Below are 12,643 nucleotides of genomic sequence, written 5' to 3'. Positions count from 1 at the left end.
CACCCCAAATGCGTAAACATTTAACGGCTCGTCAGCAAGAAATTTTTGATTTTGTAAAAAAACATATTGAAACCACGGGTATGCCTCCCACTCGTGTAGAAATTGCACGAGAAATCGGTTTTAAATCGCCTAATGCCGCAGAGGAACATCTAAAAGCCTTAGCCCGTAAAGGTTATATTGAAATGCTTTCAGGTACTTCTCGTGGTATTCGTATTTTAGTGGAAGACGAAAACGAGGCCGCCAATGATGAAGATGAAGGCTTACCATTAATCGGTAAAGTAGCGGCAGGCACGCCAATTCTAGCGATTGAACACGTTGAAAATCATTATCCTGTTAATGGGGCGATGTTTAATCCAACTGCTGATTATTTGCTCAAAGTAAATGGTAATTCAATGGAGAAAATCGGCATTTTAGATGGCGATTTATTGGCGGTTCATAAGACAAACACAGCCCGTAACGGTCAAGTTGTTGTTGCCCGTGTGAATGATGAAGTAACGGTAAAACGTTTAGAGAAAAAGGGCGAATTAATTTATTTGCACCCTGAAAATGATGAATTAAAGCCAATTATTGTTAATCCAAGCCAAGAATATATTGAGATTGAAGGAATTGCCGTTGGCGTTATTCGCAGTAATGCGTGGATGTAATATTATAGAGGTGAAATAGAGGCGAAATATTTTTCGCCCTATCCCATAATGCTAATTACAAAATAATGCTAATTGCAAAAAATCATTAAAAAATGACCGCTTGTCTATTAAATTCTCTATGAGTGATTACTCCCTTGCCAGCTTTCCTCACACTGAACAAGCACTGCTTGCCAAAGCACAATGGCTGGCAGGTTTTACCTTAGGTGAAATTGCGGAAATGTTGAAGATTCCCGTTCCACCTGATTTAAAACGAGATAAAGGCTGGGTAGGAACACTGATTGAAACCGCACTCGGAGCAAAAGCAGGCAGTAAAGCAGAGCAAGATTTTGCCCATTTAGGCATTGAGCTTAAAACGATTCCTATTAATCAAAAAGGTTTGCCACTCGAAACCACTTTTGTGTGTCTTGCTCCACTTACTCAAAACAATGGCATTACTTGGGAAAGCTCCCACGTTAAACATAAACTCTCTCGGGTGTTATGGATCCCCATTGAGGGTGAACGTACAATTCCACTTTATCAACGCCATATTGGGCAAGCGATTTTATGGTCGCCTACCGCTGAACAAGAATGCCAATTAAAACGTGATTGGGAAGAGTTGATGGAAATGATTGTGTTAGGCAAGCTCCACGAAATCAATGCCAAGCACGGCGAAGTGTTACAACTTAGACCCAAAGGAAGAAATAATCGCTCTGTAACCGTTGCTATTAATGCTGATGGCGAACGCGTTCAATCACTGCCTTTAGGTTTTTATTTACGAAAACAATTCACAGCGGAAATTTTACAAAACTTTTTACATTCCCCTATTTAAATTTATACTCATTATCTATATGCTCCTGTCCTCTATCTGATAGTTAAAACCCATTAATCCACTATTTTTAAAAGGATATTCTTATGTTTGATTGGATTACCAATCCTGAAGCTTGGATAGCACTTGTTACGCTAACCGGGCTTGAAATTGTACTCGGTATTGATAACATCATTGTTATCAGTATTTTAGTTTCCCGCCTACCAATTGAACAACGTCAATCTGCTCGTATTATTGGTTTAGCGCTTGCAATGGGAACGCGTATTCTCCTCCTTCTTTCACTTGCGTGGATGATGAAATTGGTAAATCCGCTTTTCCATATAGCAGGAAATGCGATTTCCGGTAGGGATTTAATTCTCTTGTTAGGCGGATTATTCCTGATTGTAAAAAGTTCAATGGAATTAAAAGAATCTATTGCTGCCGATTCACATAAAGAAGAGTCAAACTCCGTGAAAAAAGCAAGTTTTATGATGATTCTTACCCAAATTGCAATTTTTGATGTGGTATTCTCTCTCGATTCAGTAATTACCGCTGTCGCAATAGCAAACGATATTCCTGTCATGGTGATCGCCATTATGATTGCTGTGGCTGTAATGATGATGGCAGCAAAAACGATTGGTGATTTTGTGGATAACAACCCAACAATTAAAAACCTTGCTTTAGCGTTTTTAATTTTAATTGGTGTGCTGTTGGTTGGCGAAGCCTTTGATGTGCATATTCCTAAAGCCGCTGTTTATACTGCAATGGGCTTCTCTGTGTTGGTTGAAATGCTTAATATCAAAATGCGTCGTAATCAAATGAAAGTACAACAAATTTAATTACTTCGCAATTCGTTAGCCCTTGATGAAAATCAGGGGCTTTTTAATGTACAATATTCTTCACATTTAATTTACCATATTCAAAATTATGGTAGGGACAGGTCCTGTGCCTGTCCGCAATCTACCTTTTTATATATTGGGCGGGCACAGGACCCGCCCCTACAATTAGAATTTTATGTTACTTATTGATATTAAAGACAAAGAACTCACTCAAGAAGAAGTGGAAATGCTAGAACACCCTCTGGTTTCTGGCTTAATTCTCTTCACTCGTAATTTTTATGATAAAGAACAAGTTCAAGCTCTCGTGAAAGATATTCGCCAACGTGTGAAAAAGCCATTATTGATCACCGTTGATCAAGAAGGTGGGCGAGTGCAACGTTTCCGTGAAGGTTTTACCAAATTACCTGCAATGCAATCTTTTAATCAACTGGCTCAAACACCAGAGCAAGCAAAACAATTAGCGAAAGAAACAGGCTGGTTGATGGCAGCTGAAATGTTTGCCTTAGACATTGATTTAAGCTTTGCTCCTGTTTTAGATTTAGGGCACGAGTGTAAAGCGATTGGCGATCGTTCATTCGGGCAAGATCCAAACACTATTTTGCCGATTGCCGAAGCCTTTATTGACGGTATGCTTGAGGTGGGAATGGCAACCACAGGTAAACATTTTCCCGGACACGGACACGTTTTAGCCGATTCACATTTAGAAACCCCTTTTGATGACAGAGCAAAAGAAATTATTTTTAACCACGATATTCAGCCATTTAAACAGCTAATTAGCAAAGGCAAGCTCTCCGCCATTATGCCTGCTCACGTTGTTTACACTCAATGCGATAGCCAGCCTGCCAGCGGTTCGGCTTACTGGCTCAAAGAGGTGTTACGCAAACAACTCAATTTTAACGGCATGATTTTCTCTGATGATTTAGGAATGAAAGGGGCTGGTTTTATGGGCGACTTTGTTGAGCGTTCAGAAAAAGCCATTCAAGCAGGTTGCGATTTACTGCTACTCTGCAACGAGCCAGAGGGCGTTGTTCAAGTATTAGATGGCTTGAAATATCAGCCAAACCAAGCTCAAAAAGAGCGTCATTTATCATTAATGAAACGCAGAACGGTAACTTGGCGTGAGTTAGAAAACAGCACACGTTATCAACAGGCTCAAGCAGAGCTAACTGCTCTTCAAAATAACTGGTTAGAGTGGAAAGAAGCCAATGCCTAATCAGCTAAACTGTGTACATTTTGAGCGTGGCGATTGCACCTCTTGCCAATGGCTTGCAACGCCTTATCAAAACCAACTAGCAGATAAAGAATCCGATCTCAAGCGGTTGATTTTGCAGTTTATTTTGCAAAATAAAACGGAAATCTTACCGCTTGTAAGCTCCCCTATTTCTCATTTTCGCAACAAAGCTAAAATGGTGGTATCAGGTAGTGTGGAACGTCCAATTCTAGGCATTTTAAAAGATCAAAACGATCCGCAAAGTGGCGTAGATTTAACCGACTGCCCGCTCTACCCCACTTCGTTTTATCACTTATTTCCAATTCTTAAAGATTTTATCGGGAGAGCAGGCTTAGTGCCTTATAACATCGCTAAGAAAAAAGGCGAGCTGAAATATATTCTGATTACCGAAAGCCAATTTAATCAATCACTTATGGTTCGCTTTGTAGTAAGAAGTGAAGCAAAACGAGCGTTGGTGGAAAGAGAGTTACCTAAGTTACTGGAAAAGCTACCCCAAAATTCGGTAGTTAGTCTGAATATTCAGCCACAACACGCCGCTGTATTAGAGGGCGAAACCGAGATTTTTCTCACCGAACATAACGTGATTGAAGAGCATTTTAACAGCATACCGTTATTTATTCGTCCGCAAGGCTTTTTCCAAACTAACCCTGTTGTTGCAAGCCAGCTTTACTTGACCGCTCAACAATGGATTGAACACTTACCAATCCAAAAATGCTGGGATCTCTTCTGTGGTGTAGGCGGTTTTGGATTGCATTGTGCTAAAGCATTACAAGATAAAGGGGTTGATGTGGAATTAACAGGCATTGAAATTTCCGCTTCTGCCATTGCCAGTGCAACAAAATCAGCGGAAAAATTAGGTTTAGAGAAAGTAACATTTGCTTCACTCGATTCCGCTCAATTTGCGTTAAATGAAGCAGGCTCAACGCCTGATTTAGTAATTGTCAATCCGCCTCGCAGAGGCATTGGCAAACCATTAGCTGAATTTTTAAATGAATTGGGTTCGCCTTATCTTATTTATTCAAGCTGCAATGCTCAATCTATGGCGAAAGATTTTGAAGCCTTAACCAATTATGAGCTTAGAAAAGTACAGTTGTTTGATATGTTCCCCCATACTTCACATTATGAAACATTGACGTTTTTAATCAAAAAATAAGCATACAAGCGGGCAAATTTTTGCCGTTTTTTGCAAATGTTGTTATAATCGCCAACCGAATATAGTCTTTTGTTCACAGAAGTAATCTGTGATTACTCTTTGAAAATATAAAGCAGGAATCGCTTTACTATATACCTATTTCTTTTTTTCTATTAACTCTCAAATTAGAGGAACTCAACAATGGCTAAAATTGTTAAAGTAATCGGTCGTGAAATTATCGACTCTCGTGGTAACCCAACAGTAGAAGCAGAAGTTCACTTAGAAGGTGGCTTTGTAGGTTTAGCAGCTGCTCCATCAGGTGCTTCTACAGGTTCTCGTGAAGCATTAGAGTTACGCGATGGTGATAAATCACGTTTCTTAGGTAAAGGTGTATTAAAAGCGGTTTCTGCAGTAAACAACGAAATTGCTAAAGCATTAGAAGGCAAAGAAGGTACAGCACAAGCTGAAATCGACCAAATTATGATCGATTTAGATGGTACAGAAAACAAATCTAAATTCGGTGCAAACGCAATCTTAGCCGTTTCTTTAGCAACAGCTAAAGCAGCAGCAGCATCAAAAGGTTTACCACTTTACGCATACATTGCAGAATTAAACGGCACGCCGGGCGTTTACTCAATGCCATTACCAATGATGAATATCATCAACGGTGGTGAACACGCAGACAACAACGTTGATATTCAAGAATTTATGATTCAACCAGTTGGTGCAAAAACCTTAAAAGAAGCATTACGTATTGGTGCAGAAGTGTTCCACAATCTTGCGAAAGTATTAAAAGCGAAAGGTTTAAACACTGCAGTTGGTGATGAAGGTGGTTTCGCACCAAATCTTGCGTCAAACGCAGACGCTTTAGCGTGTATCAAAGAAGCGGTTGAAAAAGCAGGTTATGAGTTAGGTAAAGATGTTACTTTAGCGATGGACTGTGCATCTTCAGAATTCTACGACAAAGAACGTAATGTGTACGATATGAAAGGCGAAGGTAAAACTTTCACTTCACAAGAATTCACTCACTACTTAGAAGGTTTATGCAAAGAGTACCCAATCGTGTCTATCGAAGATGGTCAAGATGAGTCAGACTGGGAAGGTTTCGCATACCAAACTAAAGTATTAGGCGACAAAGTTCAATTAGTAGGTGACGATTTATTCGTTACTAATACTAAGATCTTAGCTCGTGGTATCGAAAACGGTATCGCAAACTCTATCTTAATCAAATTCAACCAAATTGGTTCATTGACTGAAACTTTAGCAGCAATCAAAATGGCTAAAGACGCAGGTTACACAGCGGTTATCTCTCACCGCAGCGGCGAAACCGAAGATGCAACCATTGCAGATTTAGCAGTAGGTACAGCAGCAGGTCAAATCAAAACTGGTTCTATGAGCCGTTCAGACCGTGTTGCGAAATACAACCAATTAATCCGTATCGAAGAAGCATTAGAGCGTGCTGGCACACCTGCTCCTTTCAATGGTCGTAAAGAGATTAAAGGTCAAGCATAATTGCTGATTAAACTTCAAATGCCACTGAGAAATCGGTGGCATTTTGCTTATAAGGATAATGTAATGCTCTACTCTGTTTTAACCGACCACATTTTACTAAACGAATCTTATCGTAATGGTGCTCACTCCACTCAGCACGAACATTTAGTCGTGATGTTTGAAATTGATGGCGAAACGGGCTATTTCTATGCAATGGATTTACACCAAAGCGAGCAACCTGTAGTAGATAGTTTGTTTGTCTTTAGCGTAAGTGATATTGAACAGAACTCGCTACACGAGCCTCGCCGATTAGAAATTTGTTGGAGTGAAGATGGCTACCAAGCCTTTTTATTGATTAACGGCTATCCACACGCCGTATTTGATTTCCACCAATTTGTTGGCTATAACCGCACTAAATACCCACAGCCAGAGCTTGGAAGTATGTGGGTACATAAAGAAACCACCAATGAATTGGTGGAGAAATGGTTGGGTTAAATAAATAAGGGCAAATTTAAAACTTGCCCTTATTTATCTGTATTATTTTTCAAGGATCTCTTTAAATACTCCAATCCCTTTTACGCCTAGTGCTGTGGCTAAGCCAACAAAATCCGCTCCTACCGATTTCATACGGTCGAAACCCGCTTTGTCATTTACGCCACCAACCCCAATGATTTGAAGATGTTTAAGTTTAGGCTCTTGATCTAACATTTGGCGAAGCGTGTAAACATTCCCCAGCGAAAGGGCGTGAATTGCCGTACCTGCCATACCACCAACGCCTGTTCCCAGCTCTGAATTTAATACCGCTTTGCCATTTTGTAACACAAGTGATGAGCCAAGCGTATTGGTTGAAGTAATAAAGGCGATTGGTAAATTTTTGCCATTTTCGACCGCTTGTAATAGCCCTTTAATCAACTCATCATACTGATTTTGATAGGTAAAAGGTGGAGTTTTAATGCCGATTGCTAATGCATTCTCTCCTTGATTGAGCTTTTTCAATGCAGTTTGTAAAGCGTGTAAATAGTGAGATAACTCCTCAGCAGAATATGCCGGTGAAATCTCTCCCGGGATATTTGGGCAAGAGATATTAATTTCCATCGCTAACGGCATTTTCACTTCAGCTTGGAATGTGACAATTTTCTCATAACACTTCCCCACTTCTTCAGGCGAGCCAAATACAGAAATGATAAATGGTTTGCTTGACGGTGCAGCAAGTTCATTTGAAATCGTACGCACGAAGCTAATGGTGGTATCTAAATTATTCGGACTTAAGCCAATGGTATTTAAGCTCGCTGTTTGTAAGCTACTTGCATCTTGCGTATTTACGCTTGCGGTTTTCTGAGCGGTTGAATCAAACAGCACATATTGATTCTTCGCCCAATCGTGCGGGTAAGGTTGTGGCATTGAGGTACGAGTGGTTACCGCCCCCGTGTATTCACAGGCATAAAGCTCACGCAAGTTTTCTAATTCTGAACACCAAGGACAAGGGGTATTAAGAAGCGGTGGGTTGAATATTAATTTTTGCATAGATTATTCCTTATTTATGATTTTTAGTAAAAAGGACGCATTAGCGTCCTTTCCGATTAGTGAGTTGCGTTTTTTTCTTTTGGTAATACAATGTTTAATAAAATGGCAACTAAAGCACACAAGCTGATCCCTTTCAATGAAAATTCGCCGATGTTGATTAACATACCACCGATACCGAATGTCATTACCACAGAAGCGATACAAAGGTTGCGAGGAATGCTTAAATCCACTTTAGCTTTGATTAAGGTGTTGATACCTACCACAGCAACGGCACCGAAGAGTAACATCATAATACCGCCCATCACAAAGGTTGGGATAGTCGATAAGAATGCGCCGATTTTACCGCAGAATGAGAAGCCGATTGCCCACACCGCTGCCCAAGTCATAATTTTCGGGTTGAAGTTTTTAGTGAGCATTACCGCCCCCGTTACTTCTGAGTAAGTAGTATTTGGTGGGCCACCTAATGCCGCTGCTGCTGAGGTTGCTAAACCATCACCAAGAAGCGTGCGGTGTAAACCCGGTTTTTTCATAAAATCTTTACCTGCTACTTGGCTGATTGCCATTACATCGCCTAAGTGTTCAACGGCAGGAGCAAGAGCGATTGGGAGCAAGTAAAGAATAGCGTCTAATTGGAATTCAGGGGCAGAAACATTTGGTAAGCTAAACCAAGGAGCTTCAATTACTTTCGTGAAATCAATTAATCCCATAAAAATAGATAAGAGGTAGCCAACTGTTAAACCGGCCAAAATTGGCACTAATTTTAATAAACCTTTCGCAAAAACAGCTACAATAAGTGTTGTTACCAATGTCGTCATTGAAACCACAATAGCAGTATTATATGCAATATTTGCTGATTTACCTGTTGCCATATCTACCGCCACAGGAGCAAGACCCAAGCCGATTACCATAATCACTGGACCAATAACAATCGGTGGGAAATAGCGATGTAAGATTTCAACACCTTTTGCTTTAACCAAAGCTGATAATGCCATATAGATGAACCCTGAACAGAGTAATGCCCCCATTGTGACAGGAATACCCCATTGTTGAACACCAAATTGGATTGGAGCGATAAAGGCGAAAGAAGATGCGAGGAAAACAGGAATTTGACGTTTAGTGCAAACTTGGAAAATTAGCGTACCGACACCGGCGGTAAGAAGGGCAACATTAGGATCTAAACCGGTAATTAGCGGAACTAGTACCAACGCCCCAAATGCAACAAATAGCATTTGTAGCCCAATAAACGCCTGTTTTGGCGTACTAATATTTTCTGTGGTCATTTTTTTACTCTCTTTGTGTGATTACGATGTAACTCTTGCCGTTACTCAAATGAAAGCGACTGCTACAAAATGATTTCGCAAACGTTTGCGAATTTTAGGTAAAATTTTTTTGCCGATTTGACGGCAAATAAAATTTCTAGGGCTTCCACTAATAGAAAAGCCTTGAATTTTCATTCAAGGCTTAGGTTTAATTTTTAAACGGGCAGAATAATATAGTGTTCTTGCACCAATGTCAAACAGAAAATTTAGGATTTTATACTTTTACCAGCCTAATGCTCGGTTAGCGACAAAATCCCTCGCTGTTTTTGAATGTGAAACAGCGAATAACCCCAAATTCCGCATAACCTGAACTGGCAACATTTCGCAAGAAAAGATAGAAATTAGACCGCTTGTGGCATTGATGATCCGTTCTTGATCTTGCTTTCGTTCTTGTTCAAACGCCGCCAACAATGAAAATTCGCCAATATCGTTGCCTTGATTGAAAGCTTCAGCTACTCGTTCCGCCAACGTATGCAAATCACGCAAGCCTAAGTTAAAGCCTTGCCCTGCAACAGGGTGTAGCATTTGTGCGGCATTGCCAACAATCGCTAATCTATGATGAATATGACTTTCTGCTTTTTGAGAAATTAGCGGATAAACAAACCGCTTGCTCACACGCAAAAACTGCCCTAACTTCCAACCGAATTGATGTTGTAATCGGCTTAAAAATTCGTTATCCGACAGTTGCATTAATTCATCAGCATTTTTCACACACCATACCAGCGACATCATATTGCCGTTTAATGGCAATAAGGCAAAAGGCCCTTGTTCGGTAAAATACTCAAAGGCTTGGTTTTGGTGCCATTCACTCAATTCTACATTGGCAATAATGGCCGACTGCTCATAATCTTGAACCTGCACCATTTCCACACCACACTGTTTCGCAATATTGGATTGAATGCCATCTGCTGCCACAAGTAAGGAACAGCTCAACTGCTCGTCATTTTTTAGCATGAGTTCACAACCTTGTTGTGAGCGTTTAATTACCTCAACTTCATTTGGGCAAAAAAGCTGAATATTCGGCTGCTGTTCGATACAAGCGGTCAATTTTTTACCTAATTTTGCAAGTTCAACCACAACCCCAAGCTGAGAGATATTCTGCTCGCTTGCTTTCAACGTTGTTTTACCAAAATGCCCTTTATCCGCCACTTGAATTTGCTTAATCGGCGTAGCAATTTTGCTGATTTCAACCCCTAAATCATCGCCTACAAGCGGTGTGATTTTTCTCATTTTTTGCAAACTGCCTTGAGCAAGGGCAATACTTCTCGCATCAAAACCACCTTGCTGTGCGTAGTTTGGTGCAGATTTCTCTACAATCGCAATGGAGATTTTATGCTGGGTAAAACTACTTAAGGCTAATGCCAGCACCGAGCCAGTTAGTGCCCCGCCCACAATTACGACATCAAATTCAGTTGCCATTTTATTTTCCATTTTTCGCCCAATCAAACGCATTGAGAATACTTAACGGATAACGCTCGCCGCTTAAATAATCTTTGACCGATTGAATCACCAACGGACTTCTGGCACATTGCCCTGGTTGCTGAATGTAGTCTTCAAATTCGGCTAAAGTGAGCCAAAGGGCTTGGGTAATATCGGCATCTTGTGGATTTGGCTCAAGCCAATCATCAAGCTCAACCGCTAACAAGAAACGCAGATAATCCGTTTTCGAGCGAGGGGCTTGCCACTGATAAATTTTCACAAGGCTTGCCATTTCCGCCCGAATACCTGTTTCTTCAAACAATTCACGGCTTGCTCCTTCCTGCAAGGTTTCATTTGCTTCTAAATGCCCTGCCGGTTGGTTAAGGGTTCGCTTGCCATATTCAATTTCTTCCACAAACAAAAACTTACCTTTACAATGCACCACGCACGCCATTGTTACATTTGGTTTAAACATCAAACTACCTCAATAAGTGGCTTTCCATCTTCTTTTTCAAGCAATTTGCCAACGTGGAATAGTGGCACACCTGCCCGATTTGCAATTTGTTGGATTTTTTCGACCGCTTGTGGCAATACCGCAACAAGCAATCCGCCCGATGTTTGCGGATCACACAAGATCGCTTTTTGCTCGTCCGTCATTGCGGAAATCAAATGTCCGTAACTATCAAAATTACGATTTGTACCACCCGGGACTGCTCCTAACGCAATATACTCTTTTGTCCCCTCTAAGGTTTGAATATCAGCAAAATGCACTTCTGCACGCACACCAGAGCCTTGACAAACTTCGCTTAAATGCCCTAACAACCCAAAACCTGTTACATCGGTCATTGCCATTACTTCTGGGAGTTCTGCCAATTCCGCTCCTATCAAATTGATTTGGCACATTGTTTCACTCGCCAGGTTTTGATGTTCAGGTTTCAGTAAGCCTTTCTTCTCTGCGGTAGTTAAAATGCCAATACCAAGCGGTTTGGTTAAAAATAGTTCACAGCCAGCCGTTGCAGAGGCATTACGTTTTACTCGTTCTGTCGGCGCAATGCCTGTTACGGCTAAACCAAAAATCGGCTCTGGTGAGTCAATAGAATGCCCGCCCGCCAACGCAATTCCTGCTTGTTGGCAAGCAAAACGACCGCCCTCTACAATCTGTTGAGCCACTTCCGCAGGTAATTTATTGACAGGGAAACCAAGAATGGCAATTGCCATAATCGGCTTGCCGCCCATCGCGAAAATATCGCTAATTGCATTGGCAGCAGCGATCCGCCCGAAATCAAACGGATCATCAACAATCGGCATAAAGAAATCTGTGGTGCTGATAATCGCCTGACCATTGCCCAAATCATACACCGCCGCATCATCTGCCGTTTCGTTTCCAACCAGCAAATTCGGATCGACAAATTTCTCTAATTGAGTTTGTAAAATTGTCCCTAACACCTTAGGCGAAATTTTACAGCCTCAACCCGCCCCGTGGCTGAACTGCGTAAGTTTTATCGGTTCAGACATTCTGCCTCCATCGTAAATTAAAATTATGCCTATTGTACGCCAACAAGCGGTGGAATTTACAAAACTTTTTACAAATATTTATTTCCTTACAATTCTTAACCTAGCTATAAAGGCGGGGAATTGGTACTATTAGCAAAATTTTTTGCTGAGATTTTATCAAGGCACAATCACAAATTTCGTTTAAAGGTAAATTATATGAAACAGGTCGTTACACCTAAGTCGCCCCAAAATGTTAAAAAAGTTAATAATACTAAAGCAAATTCTGATATTGAGAATATACAAAAGAAAGCCGTTTTAGAAGAAACCGTTGTAAATTGGGAAGTGAAAGCAATTCCATACAATGAAAAAGAAGCTCAAGCAGCTGTTGAAGATGCAGAAAACGTTCCAACCGAAGAAGTCGGTGCTGCTGAAAAAGCAGATTGGATCATTTATAGTGTAACCATTGATCCTGCGAATATTCCTGCTTCCGCTTCCGGTGTTTTAGTTCCCCAATTAGTAAGTAGCGGCTATGGTGCATATAGCACTACTTTTGCTACCAAATTATTGGCGTTAGGGGCATTATCTGGTGTCGGTTTATTAGGCTGGCATATAATGGATCAGGATTCTACTTCTTACCAAACAACCAATGTAAACACGAATAAACCGCTAGACTCTTTACCTACGGTAGCTTCCCCTGTGGGTAATACTACACAGAGAAATCCTACTCAGGAAAACCCTACTCAGGAAAATCCTACTCAGGAAAATC

13 protein-coding genes are annotated in these 12,643 nt (G+C 40.8%); 8 read left to right on the top strand and 5 right to left on the bottom strand.

The features are described from left to right. Positions 1-8 precede the first annotated feature (8 nt). The 7 genes from lexA to ACERCG_RS08485 all read left to right on the top strand — a co-directional run bounded on the left by lexA (position 9) and on the right by ACERCG_RS08485 (position 6,616). Positions 9-644 carry a transcriptional repressor LexA gene (gene lexA / locus ACERCG_RS08515; RefSeq protein WP_373611608.1) on the top strand — a complete coding sequence of 212 codons (636 nt, stop codon included), beginning with the start codon at positions 9-11 and terminating at the stop codon, positions 642-644. Positions 645-762: 118 nt separating this feature from the next. Beyond that, positions 763-1,452 (top strand): DNA mismatch repair endonuclease MutH, encoded by a 690-nt coding sequence (gene mutH, locus ACERCG_RS08510; protein ID WP_373611607.1) that lies wholly within the window; start codon positions 763-765, stop codon positions 1,450-1,452. 83 nt (positions 1,453-1,535) lie between these two features. Beyond that, positions 1,536-2,267 carry a TerC family protein gene (locus ACERCG_RS08505; RefSeq protein WP_373611606.1) on the top strand — a complete coding sequence of 244 codons (732 nt, stop codon included), beginning with the start codon at positions 1,536-1,538 and terminating at the stop codon, positions 2,265-2,267. A gap of 175 nt (positions 2,268-2,442) precedes the next feature. Continuing rightward, positions 2,443-3,480: a beta-N-acetylhexosaminidase gene (nagZ, locus tag ACERCG_RS08500; protein ID WP_373611605.1), complete on the top strand. Its 1,038-nt coding sequence runs from the start codon at positions 2,443-2,445 to the stop codon at positions 3,478-3,480. Then, positions 3,473-4,651, top strand: a complete 1,179-nt coding sequence (gene rlmC, locus ACERCG_RS08495) for a 23S rRNA (uracil(747)-C(5))-methyltransferase RlmC (RefSeq protein WP_373611603.1) — start codon at positions 3,473-3,475, stop codon at positions 4,649-4,651. Before nagZ ends, rlmC begins: the two co-directional genes overlap by 8 nt. Before the next feature lie 180 nt (positions 4,652-4,831). Beyond that, on the top strand, positions 4,832-6,142 hold the full coding sequence (eno, locus tag ACERCG_RS08490) for a phosphopyruvate hydratase (RefSeq protein WP_006253064.1): 1,311 nt from the start codon (positions 4,832-4,834) through the stop codon (positions 6,140-6,142). 63 nt (positions 6,143-6,205) lie between these two features. Next, a complete protein-coding gene (locus ACERCG_RS08485) occupies positions 6,206-6,616 on the top strand; it encodes a DUF2251 domain-containing protein (RefSeq protein WP_373611602.1) in 411 nt (136 codons plus the stop codon). A 42-nt stretch (positions 6,617-6,658) separates the two neighbouring features. Here ACERCG_RS08485 and ACERCG_RS08480 read toward each other — a convergent pair whose 3' ends face one another. The 5 genes from ACERCG_RS08480 to selD form a co-directional block, all read right to left on the bottom strand. Beyond that, positions 6,659-7,645 (bottom strand): dihydroorotate dehydrogenase, encoded by a 987-nt coding sequence (locus tag ACERCG_RS08480; protein ID WP_373611601.1) that lies wholly within the window; start codon positions 7,643-7,645, stop codon positions 6,659-6,661. 56 nt (positions 7,646-7,701) lie between these two features. Further along, on the bottom strand, positions 7,702-8,925 hold the full coding sequence (locus tag ACERCG_RS08475) for a uracil-xanthine permease family protein (RefSeq protein ID WP_373611600.1): 1,224 nt from the start codon (positions 8,923-8,925) through the stop codon (positions 7,702-7,704). Between the two features lie 261 nt (positions 8,926-9,186). Then, positions 9,187-10,383 carry a 2-octaprenyl-6-methoxyphenyl hydroxylase gene (ubiH, locus tag ACERCG_RS08470; RefSeq protein ID WP_373611599.1) on the bottom strand — a complete coding sequence of 399 codons (1,197 nt, stop codon included), beginning with the start codon at positions 10,381-10,383 and terminating at the stop codon, positions 9,187-9,189. 1 nt (position 10,384) lies between these two features. Then, positions 10,385-10,858, bottom strand: coding sequence for an NUDIX hydrolase (locus ACERCG_RS08465; RefSeq protein ID WP_373611598.1), 474 nt, complete (start codon positions 10,856-10,858; stop codon positions 10,385-10,387). Then, a complete protein-coding gene (selD, locus tag ACERCG_RS08460; protein WP_373611597.1) occupies positions 10,858-11,898 on the bottom strand; it encodes a selenide, water dikinase SelD in 1,041 nt (346 codons plus the stop codon). Before selD ends, ACERCG_RS08465 begins: the two co-directional genes overlap by 1 nt. A 195-nt stretch (positions 11,899-12,093) precedes the next feature. On the opposite strand from selD, the gene ACERCG_RS08455 reads away from it, so the two are divergent. Then, positions 12,094-12,643, top strand: a 550-nt coding sequence (locus ACERCG_RS08455) for a hypothetical protein (RefSeq protein ID WP_373611596.1), incomplete at its 3' end; no start/stop codon positions are given.

Origin of the sequence: Mannheimia sp. E30BD, from assembly GCF_041807785.1 — a bacterium.
Classification (GTDB): Bacteria; Pseudomonadota; Gammaproteobacteria; order Enterobacterales; family Pasteurellaceae; genus Mannheimia.
The sequence above is the reverse complement of the archived record's forward strand: the minus strand, read 5'-3'. Positions and strand labels throughout refer to the sequence as shown.

Coding starts and splice junctions, on each gene's coding strand:
- ACERCG_RS08475 (WP_373611600.1), bottom strand. CDS start 8,925: ATGACCACAGAAAATATTAGTACGCCAAAACAGGCGTTTATTGGGCTA.
- ACERCG_RS08505 (WP_373611606.1), top strand. CDS start 1,536: ATGTTTGATTGGATTACCAATCCTGAAGCTTGGATAGCACTTGTTACG.
- ACERCG_RS08465 (WP_373611598.1), bottom strand. CDS start 10,858: ATGTTTAAACCAAATGTAACAATGGCGTGCGTGGTGCATTGTAAAGGT.
- ubiH (WP_373611599.1), bottom strand. CDS start 10,383: ATGGCAACTGAATTTGATGTCGTAATTGTGGGCGGGGCACTAACTGGC.
- ACERCG_RS08485 (WP_373611602.1), top strand. CDS start 6,206: ATGCTCTACTCTGTTTTAACCGACCACATTTTACTAAACGAATCTTAT.
- mutH (WP_373611607.1), top strand. CDS start 763: ATGAGTGATTACTCCCTTGCCAGCTTTCCTCACACTGAACAAGCACTG.
- eno (WP_006253064.1), top strand. CDS start 4,832: ATGGCTAAAATTGTTAAAGTAATCGGTCGTGAAATTATCGACTCTCGT.
- rlmC (WP_373611603.1), top strand. CDS start 3,473: ATGCCTAATCAGCTAAACTGTGTACATTTTGAGCGTGGCGATTGCACC.
- lexA (WP_373611608.1), top strand. CDS start 9: ATGCGTAAACATTTAACGGCTCGTCAGCAAGAAATTTTTGATTTTGTA.
- ACERCG_RS08480 (WP_373611601.1), bottom strand. CDS start 7,645: ATGCAAAAATTAATATTCAACCCACCGCTTCTTAATACCCCTTGTCCT.
- nagZ (WP_373611605.1), top strand. CDS start 2,443: ATGTTACTTATTGATATTAAAGACAAAGAACTCACTCAAGAAGAAGTG.